A 15,940-nucleotide genomic window follows, 5' to 3' on the forward strand; every position below is an offset into this window, starting at 1 on the left:
CACACACGAGGATGATTATTAAGGGTATTCCATCTGATAAATAAAAAAAATAAAAATAAACAGATGAAAACCATTTTACTGCCCACAGATTTTTCTGAAAACTCATGGAATGCCATTAAATATGCACTTAAATTTTATGAGAATTCAACCTGCACTTTTTATTTATTGCATGTCAATATATTGAATTATGCGATGGCTGAAGATTCACTCCATATAGATACTGAAGATTTAATTGAAAACACCTTTATAAAGCCATCAAAATTACAATTAAGAAAAACCCTGAAGCGTATATCCCAAGAATTTCCTGTTAATAAGAACCACCATTTTTTCATGCTTACAGACTATAATTTTTTTATAGACTCTGTTCGTAAGTATGTGGATGAAAAGAAAATCGACATGATTATAATGGGAACTAAAGGGGCTACTGGCTTAAAAAAAATAATTATTGGAAGCAATGCTGCAGATGTTATCAAAAAAGTAAAGTGTACGACGTTGATTGTGCCGGAAAATGCGACGTTTACTAACCTGAACGAAATAGCCTTTCCCACAGATTATTTTTTGACCTATGGTGTGAATCTCCTGAAACCTATTTATGAAATCATAGAGATGCACCATGCAAGTTTAAGAGTTGTACATATTAGCCATGATTTTGAAAAGTTGAGTTTGAGTCAGCAAGATAATAAAGACTTGCTTCAGGATTATTTCAGTAATTTTGAAATGAGATTTTATAATCTTACCAATAAAGATGTTGAAGATGCTATCGAATGTTTTGTTCAAAGCAGGGATATTGATATGATTGCCATGGTGGCTAAAAATTTAAACTTTTTTCAACAAATTTTATTCCATTCCAAAGTTGAAGAAATAAGCTACCATACCAATATTCCATTTTTAGTAATTCATGAATAGTTAGCTGATAATTATCATGATAATCTCAACAATGGATTTCGGTTTTTTGTGCCTTTAGGACAAAATAAAATAATCAAAATACCCCTCGGGGATTGTTCATTTCAATAAATTTATTTATTAAATTCTATCTATTAATAGAGCTTCTATTGGCTTCATAAAAATAATATCTATGGATGCATCACTTTTTTTGGGAAAATTCTGGGGCTGGTACCTCATCATATTTTTTGTGATCTTGACCTTCAATCCCATCAGGATTAAACAAATCTTTACGGACCTTAAGGATGAAAAATTTCTTATCTTATCATCACTTTTAGCAACCATTGTAGGGCTGTTGAATGTATTGTTCCATAATATATGGAGCCCATCATGGACATTAATAATAACCCTTATTGGATGGACGTCTTTATTCATAGGTGTGGCACTTTTTATCATACCAAAAGCAACAGTAAGTTGGCTGAATTTTATAAATATTAAGTTGGTACAAGTTATTTATATTTTGCTATTTCTAACGGGACTCTTTCTCTTGAATCAGGTCTATGGCATTGTGCTTTATTAGTTTTAAAAACTGATAATAATCATTTCATTTAATGTATCCATTCTATATTTTTATAATATAAAGATTAGGATGAAAGTCCTTAAATATTGAGCTATTAATCAGAAGCGAAAGCCAGAACTGATTCTGGCTTTCGTTTATATTTTATAGGTGATTGGTGTCGTTTTTAATTTTTTTTTACAAACTGATATATATCAGTTTCAAATTCATTTTCGTATAGTAAATTAGCATCATAAATAAAAACGTTCTTTCTCATTTGAAAATATATGAAGTCTATAAATCGTATGATTTTTTAGCCTTCAAGAAGAATTTGGAGATATTACTTGACATAACATTATCAGTTGCCCTTTAGGAATAAAGTTATATTACTGTTTGTTTTTAATGTTAATTGATAAACTTAAATTCTTCGGAAAACAGGAAGTTTCGACTTCCTGTTTTTTAAAAAGCATAGACCTTGCCATTGTAAGATATCAAGGTCGAAACAAGGCGTTCGAAGCTGTTATACAACAGGAAAACCTCCATTTGGTCATTTGATAATGGTCAATTGCAGAAAACCGCATGTTAGATAGCATCATTGAATGTTTTGGGAAAACAGGAAGTTTCGGCTTCCTGTTTTTTACTGTTAAATTTTATAATGAGTATTAAGATATTTACAAAAAGACATTCAAAGTTGTTTTTAACTGAAAAGCTAAATTCTCTTTAGCAATGAAGGAATATTAGCGGTTAGAAAAGGTTACAAGATAAAATTGAATGTCCAAGAAAACGGAGAAGCTAGACACTTCTCCGTTTTTGATTCAACAACCCTTAAATAATCCTTATAATTTTATTCCAAAGGATAGATCACCAGCATCACCAAGACCGGGAATAATATACCCTCTATTGCTTAAGTTGTCATCTATGGTGGCAATCCATAAATGGGTGTTTTTAGGAAACATACTATTAATATATTCTACCCCAGTTTTTGAGCCTATAACAGCGACTATATGTATTTGTTTTGGTATCCCATGTCGTTTAAAAGCTTTCAGCACATTAACCAAGGTTTTTCCAGAAGCCACCATCGGGTCGCATAAAATCAAGGTTTTGTTATTAAGTGATGGTGATGCAAGATATTCAACAACAATCTCGAAAGAATCACTGTTATTGCTGTGGTGCCTGTAGGCCGATATAAATGCATTCTCAGCTTTGTTATAGTAATTTAATAATCCTTGATGTAAAGTTAGGCCAGCTCTTAGCACTGAACATAAAACAAGTTGATCCTCATATACGGCCATCGTCTTGCTCCCAAAAGGTGTTTTAACATCTCTAATTTTATAATGTAATGTTTTGCTTAGTTCATATCCTAATACTTCACCAATGTGCTCAATATTCTTTCTGAAACGCATAGCATCTTTTTGTATATCAACATCCCTTAATTCAGATATGAATTGATTTAAAATAGAATTGTTGGTAGAAAAATCATGCACAATCATTGGTTTTGAGATTAATGTGTTATGTGGATTAAAATTGATGAATAAAATTCAATTTTTAAATGACATATATCATTGATGTTATTGATTCATCTGGATATATTTAGATTATCTCTTAACTTCAGTCATAAATATGCACCTGAAAATTCATATTCAATTGTTTTATATGGCTAATGATGAGTTATTAAAGTCTTAAAAGTTAAGAAGTATGCATCGCTTTCATAACTCTAATCGCCCCTGCTATGGAAATATTGACTAAAAATGCCATACAAATTCTTGAAGACCGCTATTTACTAAAAGATAGTAAAGGCGCACTTATTGAAAATCCCGAACAGCTTTTTCGTAGGGTAGCCAAATTTGTTGCAAGTTGTGAAAAGGCGCATGTTGCAGATTGGGAGAATACGTTTTATAATCTTATGAGTCTGCTGAAATTCTTGCCAAATTCACCAACATTAATGAATGCAGGTTGTAAAAATGGTCAATTAAGTGCGTGTTTTGTTTTGCCAATAGAGGATAGCCTTGAAAGTATTTTTACGACTTTGAAGCATGCTGCTTTGATACACCAAAGTGGAGGTGGTACTGGATTTAATTTTTCGAAGTTACGACCTAAAAATGATTTGGTGAGTTCCACAAACGGGACATTATCTGGTCCAGTTGCTTTTATGAAAATTTATGATGCTGCTACGGAATACGTGAAACAAGGAGGCAAAAGGCGAGGAGCCAATATGGGGATCTTAAATGTCAATCATCCTGACATTCTTGAGTTTATTCAATCAAAATCCAGTAAAAAAGCCATTGAAAATTTTAATATTTCCGTTGGTATCACAAACGATTTTATGCGAGCTGTTGAAAATGATTCTACTTGGAAACTTATAAACCCTCGTACGCTTCATATAGAGAAAACGCTCAAAGCAAAAAAAATATGGCAACTGATTGTCGAAGAAGCTTGGAAAACCGGAGATCCCGGATTGGTATTTTTGGATACTATAAACGCAGCAAATCCTACACCAAAACAAGGAAATATAAATTGTACAAATCCCTGTGGTGAAGTGCCTTTGTTGAATTATGAAAGTTGCAATTTGGGATCTATCAATCTTTCAAAAATGACACGTATGGTCAATAATAAATATGAGGTTGATTGGGAGGAATTAGCATCTACTATCCAAATTGCCATTCGATTTTTAGATAATATTATCATAGTAAATCATTATTTAATGCCGGAGGTGGAGGCGATAACAACATCCAATAGGAAAATTGGGTTGGGAGTCATGGGATGGGCAGAACTTCTCATTTTATTGGAAATGCCTTATGAATCCGAGAAGGCACTCACTTTAGGTGAAAAACTCATGAAATTTATTAAGCAAGAAAGCTATAAGGCTTCAGCAGCTATAGCCATGGAAAAAGGTGTGTTTCCAGAATGGGAAAGAAGCGTTTTTTTTCCAATTTACAAAATGAGAAATGCTACTTGTAATAGTATGGCACCTACAGGGACCATTTCGGTTATTGCAAACACATCGTATTCTATTGAGCCCTTGTTTGCCTTGGCTTATATAAGAGTTGGCATCTTAGGTGGAAAAAAACAAACAGCCCTAAATGGTGTTTTTCTACAAAAAATGAAGGAACTGAATTTATGGACCGATGCCTTGAAAAAGCAAATTTACCAGTCTGGTAGCATTCAGGAAATAGAAAGCATACCTTCACAAATAAAATTGTTATTTAAAACAAGTTTGGAAATATCTTGGCAGTACCATTTATTGCATCAAAAGATTTTTCAGAAATTCACTGATAATGCCGTTTCAAAAACTATAAATCTATCTCAAGATGCTAGTGTTAAAGATGTTTCGGACATCTATATGACAGCATGGAAATATAAACTAAAAGGTATTACAATTTATCGCTATGGCAGTAAAGACCATCAGATACTTCAAAAGTGCAGTCTTAACAATAGTACAAATTGCTAATTGATTTTATCTGATATATATCATATTTTCTATTTATAAAAAAGTTTAAATTTATCTGGAATCCTAAAAAGTATATGCGATGCTATCCATACTTCTTCCTACAGATTTTTCTGAAAATTCAATGAATGCGGTCAAATATGCATTGGAATTTTTTAAACATCAAAAGGTTGATTTTTTCTTTATGCATGCCTATCAAAATGACTTTTATAATCATGAAGAGTTGGCATCTCGTGAGGTTTTTGATGACATTCTGGATAAAGTGAAAAACCAATCGGAAAAAAATCTCGAAAATCTTCTTGAGACTGTAAAAAAAATGACATTAAACTCTAGATTCACTTTTCACACCATATCTGCTTACAATACGCTGGTGGACGAAGCTAATCTCATTGCGGATGCTAAAAATATTGATTTGATAGTAATGGGTACGAAAGGAAAGTCTGATGAACGACATATTATATTTGGAAGCCATACTTTTCAAGTTCTGAAGTATGTGAAATGTCCTATTTTGGCGATTCCTTCAAATTATACCAATACGCAGCCGAAACGTATTTTGTTTCCAACTGATTATCTAATTCCATACAAACATCGTGAACTAAAATTAGTATGTGACCTAGCCGCATCCTATAAAAGCATTATTGATGTATTGTATATTTCGAAAAGCGATAAATTATCACTTAGACAAGAAGATAACCAAGCTTTTATAAAAGAAACCATCTGTAAAACCAATATTGATTTTCACATAGTACACAGTAAAAAAATAGCAGAAACGATTCAAAATTATATAAAGAATAATGCCATAGATATGTTGGTTATGGTCAATACCCAACATTCATTTTTGGAGGATATGCTATTTCCTTCTAAAATAGATATAGTAAGTGTGGACCTTAAAATACCACTTTTGGCACTCCAAAATGCCACCCGTTATATATAAATACATTAAAAAATTATTGGTTATGAAACATATTCTTTTGCCCACCGATTTTTCAGATAATTCATGGAATGCTATCAAATATGGAATAAAACTTTTCAAAGATGAAGAATGTACTTTTCATTTGTTTAACACGTATATTCCCGTTATTTATCATGTAGAGTATATGTTGGCATATCCGGCTCAATTCGGTTTGGGAGATGCCATAAGAGAGGCTTCCTTACAGGGTTTGGACAGACTCATGGGCAGAATTTCCAAGGAATTCGAAAATAATCCAAACCATAGATTTGAGTCGATTGCCAGATTTGACACGTTGGTTCTTGGCATTAAAGAATTGATTGACGAACGTCATATTGACCTTATTGTTATGGGGACAAAAGGAGCAACAGGAGCCAAAGAGGTATTGTTAGGCTCAAATACCGTTCAGGTTTTTAAAAATATAAAATGCCCCATTCTAGCCATTCCATCAGATTTTGAATATGAGTCACCACAAGAGATTCTGTTTCCTACTGATCTTGATGTTGATTATCAAAAGACATCTTTAGACCTTCTGGTAGATATTGCAGTAACACACCATTCAAGAATAAATACTATGCATGTTTCAACAGGCTATGATTTAACAGAAGCACAGGAGAGCCATAAAATGATATTGGAAAATATGTTTAAAAGCACAGCTTATTTATTCCATGATGTTGAAAGTATGGAGATAGTAGAAGCCATCAATAAATTTCAGATTAAACATCGAATCAACATGTTGGTCATGATAAACAATAAGCATTCGTTTTTTGAAAATTTATTTTTCAAGAATACAATCAATCAAATTGGGTTTCATTTGAATATTCCATTTTTGGTAATTCCTTCTAAAGCACATCGCGAGTCATGAAAACCAAGGCATTCCATATTTTATTGCCAACCGATTTTTCAGATAATGCATGGAACGCTATCGTATATGCTTTAAAACTATATGTTGATGAATTTTGCACCTTTTATTTTTTGCATTCCACGTACATCACAAATCCCGTATCCAGGACCTATATTACCTCACATTATATCGATAAGTTAAAAGAGCAAGCATTAAAGGAATTAGCAGAATTAAAAGCCCAGACAGAAATTGCCAATGCCAATGCCAATCATGATTTCAAAACGCTTTTATTTGAAGAGGAACTCATGGATGCTGTCCATGAAGCAGTTAAACAAAACGCCATTGATATTGTTGTTATGGGAACTAAGGGAGCAACAGGTTCAATTGATTATTTGTTTGGAAGCAATACAGTAAAAGTCGTTAAAAAGATTAAAAACTGCCCAATTTTAATTGTTCCAGATGAACATGATTTCGTTGCGCCAAAGCAAATAGCGTTTCCAACGGATTACAATCGTTTCTATAATGATGAACTAAGGCCACTTAAAAGTATGGCAGATTTATTCAATTCTAAAATTCGAGTCGTGCATATTAACACCGAAAAGGAATTATCAGATATTCAAAAGTATAATATGACGATGCTTGAAAACTATCTGGCCGATTATGAATGTAGTTTTCATTGGTTGCCCGATTATACAAAAAAAGCAGAAGCCATCACAACATTTATTGAAGAACTCAACATAGAGATGCTTGCTATGGTAAAGTATAGGCACAGTCTCTTGGAAACTATAATCAATGAGCCAGTGATAAAAAAACTGGCCTTCCATCCAAAAGTTCCCGTATTGGTAATACCAGAATGAGCTGATATAGAATATAGAGAATAGACAATAGACAAATAGAACCTTCGGAAGATTATTTAGATTAATTATTACAAAAAGCTAGGCGACAAATCGGTAATCGCTTTAAAAAGCCCTTTCACTGTGTTTTCAGTGAATTGTAAAAGTTTTATCGGACAACAATGATTACATAATCAAAAGAAAAATAACTCATGAAATGCCCATTCACAGACGTATTAAATATTCCGAAAGTTTTCGGGACACCCTAATAATTTGGGTATTTCATCAGACAATTAAAAAAATAACAAATATAGACAGATGAAACGCAAGATATTATTACCAACAGATTTTTCAACGAATGCTTTGCAAGCTATCCATTATGCTTTGGAACTTTATAAGAATGAGACATGTATATTTTATTTTCTCAATGTGTTTTCTGTCGATTTAAAAAATATTTACAACGTTGCAAATATGGTGTCAGGAAGTGAAGTATATGAAACTGAGAAAACAAACTCCGAATACGAACTGGAAAAACTTTTGAATATTTTCGCTTTTGGAGAGAAAGGAAACCCAAAGCATAACTTTCAGACGATATCAATATTCAACAATCCTTTGGAGGCCATTAAAAATGTCGTAGAGGAGAAAGATATCGAACTCATTGTTATGGGCACCAGAGGCGAAACAAAAGCGAGAGGCAATGTTTTTGGAAGTACAGCCGTTATTGTTATGGAGAAAGTGAGAAACTGCCCCGTCATAGTGGTTCCAGAATTGGCAAAAATACAATTGCCAAAAGAGATTGTATTTCCAACCAGTTACAAAACACATTTTAAAAAACGGGAATTAAGTTATTTAATTGATATTGCCCAAAGATATAAAGCCTCAATAAAAATATTACACGTTACCAACGAAGAGGAATTGGATGAAGAGCAATTGAACGGTAAAAAACTTTTAGTAGAATATTTTGAAGATATAAGCCATTCATTCCATTCTTTAAGCCATATATCTGTTCCCTCTGCTATTAATTGTTTTGTTGAAAGTAGAGAAAGCGATATGGTAGCGTTTATCAACAGAAAGCATACATTTTTCGGAAGCATACTTACACGTCCATTGGTAAAAGAAATCAGTTTTGATTTAAAAGTACCCATTTTAGTGATGCATGATTTAAGAAATTAAAAGAAAACTCTTTTAAACTTTTTTGAGTGAAGCGAAAATTAGTCATTTTGTGCTCGATTAAAGGCTTTTTTGAGTTAGGGCCGAGCGTAAAGAAAAGGTTTAGTAAACCTTTTTAGAGAAGGAGCCAGCTTGTCGCATTGGAAAAGCTACGGAAGGAAGAAAAGACAAAAAGCGAGTGCAAAAGGACAATTTTTTAGCCAGTTATGAAAAGTTTAAACGAGTTCAATATAGGAAAATGAAGCCATGATTTGGAAACATAAAGACCAATGAAAATAAAGCGATTGCTTCGCCAGTTCGCTATAGCTCGTGTCCATATGACTGGAAGAATTATGAATTCAGAATTCTGAATAAATAAATAAACAAATAAACGAATAAACAAATAAACACAACCCTTAGAACCAGTATGAGTTCCCTTTGTTAAGTCCCTCCTTCGGAGGGGTTGGGGAGGCTTGGGGGTAGGGGTCTAAATATTCACATATGAAAAGCACAGGTATTTGGTTAGATAAAAGCAGGGCACTCATTGTTAATATAGAAAACAATGAGGAAACCATGAAAATAATCCATTCTGATATAGATAATTATAATGTTACGGCAAATAGACATATTGGAGGCGCAAAAGAAATCGTTAAGGATGTTAAATATTTAGAACGCGAAAAGCAACAGTTTAAATCCTATTTTAAGGATATAGTGCAAGAGATAAACAATACGGATGCTTTGGTCATTTTTGGTCCTGCGGAAACCTATAAAAAATTCGCAAAAGAGTTGGAAGAGAACCATAAAAATATAAGTGTAAAAATCAAAGGCAAAAGAAAGACCGATAGCATGACCGATAATCAGGTTATAGCTTGGGTAAGGGATTTCTTTGAATCTAAATAATAGATAGAGTTGTTGTTATTATAATATTTTTTTAAGGATCTATGGAAACTGATTTTGAAGTCATTAAATCTTCGGGTGAAAAAGTAAAGTTTTCACTGGGTAAGCTGCATGCATCATTAAGCAAATCTGGTGCAAACAATGAAACAGTAAGCCAAATTATAGATAAAGTACAGGAAGAATTATATGACGGTATCTCTACAAAAGAAATTTATAACCGAGCGTTTGCATTACTCAAAAAAAAGGGTAGTTATCTGGCATCAAAGTACAAACTTAAAAAAGCAATTTATGAATTGGGACCCACAGGCTATCCTTTTGAACGCTTTATAGGAGCCATTTTAAAATATTCAGGGTATCAAACCCATGTTGGTGAAATATTACGAGGTGAGTGCGTGACGCATGAAATCGATGTGTTAGCTAGTAAGAACGGTACCACTACGGTAATTGAATGTAAATTTCATAGTGAAGAAGGAAGAAACTGCAATGTTAAAGTGCCTTTATACATCGCTTCTCGTTATAAAGATGTCAAGTCGCATTGGGATTCAAAACCACGTGATACCGTGCTTAATGAAGGCTGGCTGGTCACAAATACACGGTTTACTGAAGATGCGTTACAATATGGTAAATGCATTGGGTTGTATTTGTTGAGTTGGGATTATCCAAAAAATGACGGTTTAAGAGATCGTATAGACCGATTGGGATTATATCCAATAACTGTTTCCACCTTACTGAGTGGCCGCGAAAAGCAGTTTTTATTAAGCAGGGATGTTGTACTCTGCAGGGATTTAATAGATGATGTGTTTTTTCTGGATCACTTAGGTATTTCCGATATCCGTAAAGCAAAAATCCTAAATGAGATAAACATGCTATGTAAACACTGATGCCATGGATAATTATGTGAAGGTAAATTTTTTGGGAGCTACAGGCGTGGTTACTGGCTCAAAATTTCTAATTGAAACCTCTGAAAAAAATATTTTAATTGATTGCGGGATGTTTCAAGGACTCAAAGAGCTTCGAGAACTCAACTGGTGTGACCTTCCTGTTGATGTTGGCTCTATTGATCTGGTTTTGCTCACACATGGGCATTTAGATCATGTGGGGTATTTACCGCGCTTGGTAAAAGAGGGCTTTAAGGGAAAAATAATAGGAACAGCACCTACCTTGGGCATTGCAGAAATCATTTTAAGGGACAGTGCAAAAATACATGAGGAAGAGGCAGAAAATGCCAATAAAGAAAACTATACCAAACACAACCCTGCATTGCCATTTTACACCGTAAAGGAGGCCGAAAAAACAACCCACATGTTTCAAGTTGAAATGGAAGATAAATGGATTAATCTATCGGAACACATAGCGTATCGTTTTCAATATAATGGTCATATTCTTGGGGCAACATTTATAGAAATAGACATCAATGGAAAACGTTTTGTGTTTTCTGGTGATATTGGAAGGACCAATGATTATTTGTTAGATGATCCTAAACGCCCTGAATGGGCAGACTTCCTTTTTCTGGAGAGTACCTATGGTAATAAGCTTCATCCGTCTGAAGATGTGGAGACCATACTTTCGGAAATAATTGTGGATACTGTTCACAAAAAGGGTAATTTAATCATTCCAAGTTTTGCAGTTGAGCGTCTTCAGACTCTTATGTATATCCTTTGGAAGCTATATCAAAAAAACAAAATACCAAACATTCCCATTTTCATGGATAGCCCTATGGGAAGTAACGTTTTGGAGCTTTTTAATCGCTTCCCAAAATGGCACAAACTTTCAAGTTCCGATATAAGTGCCATGAGCCGTCATGTAAACATTGTGCAATCCTATAAAGAAACTTGGGAAACCATAGATGATAAACGCTCTAAAGTCATTATCGCAGGAAGTGGCATGGTTACAGGTGGGCGTGTATTGACCTATTTACAACAGTTGATTGACGAACCATCTACAACCGTTTTAATGGTCGGATATCAAGCAGAAGGTACTCGTGGAAGGCAATTATTGGATGGTGTTCACGAAATCAAATTATTTGGCAAATACTATCCCGTTAAAGCTACTATAAAACATCTGGAAAGTCTGTCTGCACATGCCGACCAGGAAGAATTGATTCATTGGATGAGCAATATTATTAACATTCCTGAAAAAGTATATCTCATTCATGGAGAGCCAACAGCTTTGGATGTTTTAAGGGTGAAAATTAAAGATGTGTATCATTGGGATGTTACCATACCCAAATTATCTGATGTGGAAAAAATAATCATTTAAAATTAAAAATGAGTTCATAGTCAACATGTATTGAAATCTCATGCTTAACTGATATTTATCATTTCCCCTCGTGTTTTAGTATTGTAAATTTATACCATGAAGTGGTTTAGCTTTTCCAAATTGGCTAAAAAAATCGCTCTTTTTTGTCCACTCTACAATGCTATGTAACTCTAAAAAGTCTTCGATTGGACAAAAAACGACTGATTTTCGCTTCAATCGAAAGGTTTAAATCACTTCTATAACAAGGTTTAATTAAAAAAACATAAAACGATGACACTAGTAAAATTTAACAACAGAAACAGATTATTCCCATGGAATAATGGCGGATTGAGAAATCTCTTAAATTATGACCCTTTTATTAACGACGATTTATTGGAAGATGACAGTTTCATGCCAGCAATGAACGTTAAGGAACACGATAACGAGTTTGAAATTGAATTTGCAGCCCCAGGATTTTCAAAAAAAGATTTTGATGTAAGCATTGATGGTGACATGCTTCATGTTAGTGGTGAAAAAAAGATGGAAAAAGAGGAAAAAGATGATGGCTACACTCGCAAAGAGTTTAGTTATAACTCTTTTAATAGATCCTTAAAATTACCTGCAAACGTTAATGCCGATAAAAAAGTGAAAGCTAGTTACAACGATGGTATCTTAAAATTAAATCTTCTTAAAAAAGAAGAATCCAAAACCACAGCTAAAAAGAAAATTGAAATTCTTTAAGTCTTCTAATTAAATCTTTGAACTCATCTTGACTTTTTGTTTTTAACCGAAAATGATATAAAATTTATACAGATGAGGCACTTTTTGAAAGGCATAGCATGGCTACGTATAAAAAAGTAACGAAATATGGATAAATTTCAGCCATTCCTGCCTGCCGGCAGGCAGGTTTTAGGAAACAGAAAAAGTCAAGATAAGTTCTTTAAATCTAATTAAGGCAGAAAGTGATTTGAAGAATCACTTTCTGCCTTGTTAAAAAAAATGTCATGAATACACATCTTAAAACAAAGCATGTGGAATGGCTCAATGCAGAAGAAATGCATAAGCATACACAAGATTGGTTATCTGAATTAGAATTTGTAAAAGACGAACATATCTTCTTTGAAGATTTAGTAAAAACACATACCCTTCAAATAATTGATACCAAAAAATTCTCCAAATACCAAGAAATTATAGAAACTATAAAACACTTTGAAAAAAGAAACAATTCTCTTATAAAAGCTATTAAAGTGCATGGCAATGCGCTTAAAATAATGGTAGATGATGTTAATCAGCCAAAAGAGGAGAAGGTTTATAAAAAAGAACATGAAAATCTTATTATTCAGGTAAGCGAATTTTTAAAAGATTACCAATCATTAAAATCCCAGCTTTTTACAGAGGTTAAAAATATACTCAAAAAAGAAAAGCAACAGCGTTTACTTAAAAAATGATAAAAACCCAAATTATGAAACACCCATGAGAATGGGATTCACATACACGAGAATGATTGTTAAGGGTGCTCCATCTGACAATATAGTGCATGACAAAAATCCAAATATATTCAGATGCCAGTCTGAGCCCGGTCGAAGACATTGGAAATATTGTTTTTGATAGCATTTCGACTTTAGCTTATCTTGAGCCTAGTCGAAAGTCTCAATGTGACACGCTTCAATTTTTGTCTTGTACTAAAATCTGACAATTAAAAAAATAAATAAGCAGATGAAATTATTAATTTCTACAATTTCTACCATATTATTTTTATCATTATTTGGTTGTTCCCTAGAACTTGTGGATTCTTGGAAAAATCCAGACATAGCAACCTACTTTCCTACCAAAGTATTAATAATTGGCATGACCTCAAATACGAATGCAAGACAACAATTTGAAAATCAATTAAAGAAGAAATTTGAATTAAGAGGATCGGAAGCAATTACAAGTATGGTCTTCCTTGATTCATCTGTGATGACCGATAAAATAAACGGAGCTCAGATGGACGATTTGGAGACTAAGTTGTTAGGTGAGGGGTTTGACACCATTTTGTTAACAAAAATAATTGGTGTGGATCATAAGATTAGGTACAAACAAGATTATGATGGATTTGATTCAACCTATAAAAAGTTCAAGGAAGACTATCTTATGTGTCAAGATATTTACTATAACCCAGATTATTACGAGAATTACAAACTATACCATACTGAAACTAGCATGTATTGTATTTGCCCTACCAAAGAAAGGGATCTGATATGGAAAGGATACATTGATATAACTGACCCGAAGAACGTGGAAGAAATTATTAATGAATATATTAACCTTGTCGTTCTTGCTCTTGAGGAAGAACAGTTAATAACACCTTTAAAACCAGAAGAACTATTGGATAATGCTATTTGATTAAGGTGTTTTGTAATGTATGCTTATATGACTTTGTTATAACAACATATTGCGGACTTAACAACATATAGCATTATTTCTTTTTTTTAGTTCGTGATGTTTTAAAACCAATCAAGGGTCTTGATGCTTGGTCTTTTCTTTCCAATTCTTCTTCCAACTTTTTATATCTGCTTATATCCTTAATGGTAACAACTACCGCGGCTATGTGATTTTCATTATCAAGTATAGGCCTTCCGCTTAACAAAACCCTCCGCATTTCATTGGTTTTTTTATTTTGTAGTAATACATCTATATCATCGGTGATCTCACCAGCCAAAGCAAGTTCAGCAGGAAGGTTTTGAACTGGAAATATTTTCTCTCCATTTGGATAAAGCACTTTAAAATGATTAGAAAAATCGACGGAAATCTTGGAGTCGTCTTCTATGCCAAAAAGCTCATTCGCTACATCGTTGGCCAATAGAACCTGTTTGCTGGTATTTGCGACTAGTACACCATCACTGATATTCTCTAGGATCATATTCAGTTTTTGCTGACTTTCATATAACTCATTCATCATTTTTTCATCTTCTTCTTTGAGTTTTAAATTCTCAGTAATGTCTCTAACAATTGCATATAGCATTCCTGTACTGGTATCTGCGGTAGCATGCCAGGATAACCATTTAATGGTACCATCTTTACATATCCACCGGTTTTTGAAATTTATTAGATCTGTTCCTTTTTCTAGTTTTTCAATGGCCTGCTCAGTTATTGTTATGTCCTCAGGGACAATATAAGTAGCAAACGGTTTATTTAAAAGCTCCTCATTGCTATATCCTAAAAGCTTACTTAATGATGGATTTATTTTTAAGAATCTGTCTTTGGAAGCTATGACCAAACTATCGATGGACATATTAAAAAAAGTATCTGCAGCCTTTTGGGATTCCATAATAGCCTTTCTTTGGGTGATGTCTGTGGAAATAGTTCCAATAGCATACATTCTGTTTGAGGCATCAAACAAAGGGAACTTTACAGACAAATAGGTGTGTGGGCCATCAGATTGCTCAAAAACTTCTTCTATTTGAATTTCTTTTCCTGCTTTTACAGCATCTAAATCGGCATTAAAATATCTGTCTGCAGTTTCTTTTGGAAGGATATCATGGTTTGTTCTACCTATTAAACTTTTCTCTGAAGATTCTAAAATCGATTGATACTTCTCATTTACCAATATATATTCGCCATTTATTTTTTTTACCGAAATAGCGTTGGTCGTATTGTTAATTATTGATTGTAATAATTTTTGGTTTTTAAGAAGTTCTTCTTCAGATTGTCTTTTTGCTTTGAGCTGTGCTTTTAGAATAAAAAAAACGGTGGTTAACATTCCCAAGGTGAGAATTACTAATGCTAATGACACCCAATGCCACAATCTATTGGTAGTAAAGTCCATCTGTTTCCAGTAGATAATACCAAGTGCTATAACCACAATACTATTTATGATATAGCCGTACAGATTTTTTCTTTCCAATGAGACTTTCATTTAAACCACTTTTTGAAGTGGTTTAAATTTTTTCTAATTGGCTAAAAAATCGTCCTTTTTTACCCACTCTAGGTCTTTTTTTCTTTCCGTACGATGCTATGCAACTCAAAAAAGACTTCAATTGAGTAAAATTGCCATTGCGCTGGCTGGCCCGTTCGCTAAAATAACCCACTGGGTTATTTTTTCACGCTCCGTCCTGCTTCAATCGAAAAAGTTTAAACCACTTCGTATAAAGTACTAATGTATTGA

At 33.4% G+C, this 15,940-nt stretch carries 15 protein-coding genes; 13 read left to right on the top strand and 2 right to left on the bottom strand.

Features of this window, described 5'->3' with window-relative positions; translation table 11 throughout:
- The first annotated feature begins 63 nt into the window (after positions 1 to 63).
- Positions 64 to 906, top strand: coding sequence for a universal stress protein (locus CJ739_RS15875; RefSeq protein ID WP_117177043.1), 843 nt, complete (start codon positions 64 to 66; stop codon positions 904 to 906).
- A 169-nt stretch (positions 907 to 1,075) separates the two neighbouring features.
- Positions 1,076 to 1,462, top strand: coding sequence for a hypothetical protein (locus tag CJ739_RS15880; RefSeq protein ID WP_117177045.1), 387 nt, complete (start codon positions 1,076 to 1,078; stop codon positions 1,460 to 1,462).
- A gap of 812 nt (positions 1,463 to 2,274) precedes the next feature.
- On the opposite strand, the gene upp is transcribed toward CJ739_RS15880, so the two are convergent.
- Positions 2,275 to 2,928 (bottom strand): uracil phosphoribosyltransferase, encoded by a 654-nt coding sequence (gene upp / locus CJ739_RS15885; RefSeq protein ID WP_117177047.1) that lies wholly within the window; start codon positions 2,926 to 2,928, stop codon positions 2,275 to 2,277.
- Positions 2,929 to 3,167: 239 nt separating this feature from the next.
- Between upp and CJ739_RS15890 the strand changes: the two genes are divergently transcribed.
- The 11 genes from CJ739_RS15890 (at position 3,168) to CJ739_RS15940 (ending at position 14,178) form a co-directional block, all read left to right on the top strand.
- Positions 3,168 to 4,886, top strand: coding sequence for an adenosylcobalamin-dependent ribonucleoside-diphosphate reductase (locus CJ739_RS15890; RefSeq protein WP_117177049.1), 1,719 nt, complete (start codon positions 3,168 to 3,170; stop codon positions 4,884 to 4,886).
- A gap of 79 nt (positions 4,887 to 4,965) precedes the next feature.
- Positions 4,966 to 5,817, top strand: coding sequence for a universal stress protein (locus CJ739_RS15895; RefSeq protein WP_117177051.1), 852 nt, complete (start codon positions 4,966 to 4,968; stop codon positions 5,815 to 5,817).
- 22 nt (positions 5,818 to 5,839) lie between these two features.
- Positions 5,840 to 6,697: a universal stress protein gene (locus CJ739_RS15900; protein WP_117179066.1), complete on the top strand. Its 858-nt coding sequence runs from the start codon at positions 5,840 to 5,842 to the stop codon at positions 6,695 to 6,697.
- Complete coding sequence (locus CJ739_RS15905) at positions 6,694 to 7,533, top strand: universal stress protein (protein ID WP_117177053.1); 840 nt, start codon at positions 6,694 to 6,696, stop codon at positions 7,531 to 7,533. The genes CJ739_RS15900 and CJ739_RS15905 overlap by 4 nt, the downstream gene beginning before the upstream one ends.
- Before the next feature lie 294 nt (positions 7,534 to 7,827).
- The gene (locus CJ739_RS15910; RefSeq protein ID WP_117177055.1) at positions 7,828 to 8,682 is read left to right on the top strand and encodes a universal stress protein; all 855 of its coding nucleotides are present in this window, start codon (positions 7,828 to 7,830) and stop codon (positions 8,680 to 8,682) included.
- 477 nt (positions 8,683 to 9,159) lie between these two features.
- Positions 9,160 to 9,558, top strand: a complete 399-nt coding sequence (locus CJ739_RS15915; protein ID WP_117177057.1) for a hypothetical protein — start codon at positions 9,160 to 9,162, stop codon at positions 9,556 to 9,558.
- Between the two features lie 41 nt (positions 9,559 to 9,599).
- Entirely contained in the window at positions 9,600 to 10,436 is an 837-nt protein-coding gene (locus tag CJ739_RS15920) for an ATP cone domain-containing protein (protein WP_117177059.1), read from the top strand.
- Between the two features lie 4 nt (positions 10,437 to 10,440).
- Positions 10,441 to 11,814 (top strand): MBL fold metallo-hydrolase RNA specificity domain-containing protein, encoded by a 1,374-nt coding sequence (locus tag CJ739_RS15925; protein WP_117177061.1) that lies wholly within the window; start codon positions 10,441 to 10,443, stop codon positions 11,812 to 11,814.
- A gap of 270 nt (positions 11,815 to 12,084) precedes the next feature.
- Positions 12,085 to 12,534 (top strand): Hsp20/alpha crystallin family protein, encoded by a 450-nt coding sequence (locus CJ739_RS15930; RefSeq protein WP_117177063.1) that lies wholly within the window; start codon positions 12,085 to 12,087, stop codon positions 12,532 to 12,534.
- 263 nt (positions 12,535 to 12,797) lie between these two features.
- Positions 12,798 to 13,241 (top strand): hypothetical protein, encoded by a 444-nt coding sequence (locus CJ739_RS15935; protein WP_117177065.1) that lies wholly within the window; start codon positions 12,798 to 12,800, stop codon positions 13,239 to 13,241.
- A gap of 268 nt (positions 13,242 to 13,509) precedes the next feature.
- Positions 13,510 to 14,178 carry a hypothetical protein gene (locus CJ739_RS15940; RefSeq protein ID WP_117177067.1) on the top strand — a complete coding sequence of 223 codons (669 nt, stop codon included), beginning with the start codon at positions 13,510 to 13,512 and terminating at the stop codon, positions 14,176 to 14,178.
- Positions 14,179 to 14,251: 73 nt separating this feature from the next.
- Here the strand turns inward: CJ739_RS15940 and CJ739_RS15945 are convergent, their stop codons facing one another.
- Positions 14,252 to 15,691, bottom strand: coding sequence for a PAS domain-containing protein (locus tag CJ739_RS15945; RefSeq protein WP_117177069.1), 1,440 nt, complete (start codon positions 15,689 to 15,691; stop codon positions 14,252 to 14,254).
- Positions 15,692 to 15,940 lie beyond the last annotated feature (249 nt).

This window comes from Mariniflexile sp. TRM1-10 (assembly GCF_003425985.1).
In the GTDB taxonomy this organism is placed as follows: domain Bacteria; phylum Bacteroidota; class Bacteroidia; order Flavobacteriales; family Flavobacteriaceae; genus Mariniflexile.

Excerpts from the sequence above, each read along its gene's own strand:
- upp (WP_117177047.1), bottom strand. The coding sequence starts at position 2,928 with ATGATTGTGCATGATTTTTCTACCAACAATTCTATTTTAAATCAATTC.
- CJ739_RS15880 (WP_117177045.1), top strand. The coding sequence starts at position 1,076 with ATGGATGCATCACTTTTTTTGGGAAAATTCTGGGGCTGGTACCTCATC.
- CJ739_RS15935 (WP_117177065.1), top strand. The coding sequence starts at position 12,798 with ATGAATACACATCTTAAAACAAAGCATGTGGAATGGCTCAATGCAGAA.
- CJ739_RS15910 (WP_117177055.1), top strand. The coding sequence starts at position 7,828 with ATGAAACGCAAGATATTATTACCAACAGATTTTTCAACGAATGCTTTG.
- CJ739_RS15920 (WP_117177059.1), top strand. The coding sequence starts at position 9,600 with ATGGAAACTGATTTTGAAGTCATTAAATCTTCGGGTGAAAAAGTAAAG.
- CJ739_RS15875 (WP_117177043.1), top strand. The coding sequence starts at position 64 with ATGAAAACCATTTTACTGCCCACAGATTTTTCTGAAAACTCATGGAAT.
- CJ739_RS15945 (WP_117177069.1), bottom strand. The coding sequence starts at position 15,691 with ATGAAAGTCTCATTGGAAAGAAAAAATCTGTACGGCTATATCATAAAT.
- CJ739_RS15895 (WP_117177051.1), top strand. The coding sequence starts at position 4,966 with ATGCTATCCATACTTCTTCCTACAGATTTTTCTGAAAATTCAATGAAT.
- CJ739_RS15905 (WP_117177053.1), top strand. The coding sequence starts at position 6,694 with ATGAAAACCAAGGCATTCCATATTTTATTGCCAACCGATTTTTCAGAT.
- CJ739_RS15925 (WP_117177061.1), top strand. The coding sequence starts at position 10,441 with ATGGATAATTATGTGAAGGTAAATTTTTTGGGAGCTACAGGCGTGGTT.
- CJ739_RS15930 (WP_117177063.1), top strand. The coding sequence starts at position 12,085 with ATGACACTAGTAAAATTTAACAACAGAAACAGATTATTCCCATGGAAT.
- CJ739_RS15940 (WP_117177067.1), top strand. The coding sequence starts at position 13,510 with ATGAAATTATTAATTTCTACAATTTCTACCATATTATTTTTATCATTA.
- CJ739_RS15900 (WP_117179066.1), top strand. The coding sequence starts at position 5,840 with ATGAAACATATTCTTTTGCCCACCGATTTTTCAGATAATTCATGGAAT.
- CJ739_RS15915 (WP_117177057.1), top strand. The coding sequence starts at position 9,160 with ATGAAAAGCACAGGTATTTGGTTAGATAAAAGCAGGGCACTCATTGTT.
- CJ739_RS15890 (WP_117177049.1), top strand. The coding sequence starts at position 3,168 with ATGGAAATATTGACTAAAAATGCCATACAAATTCTTGAAGACCGCTAT.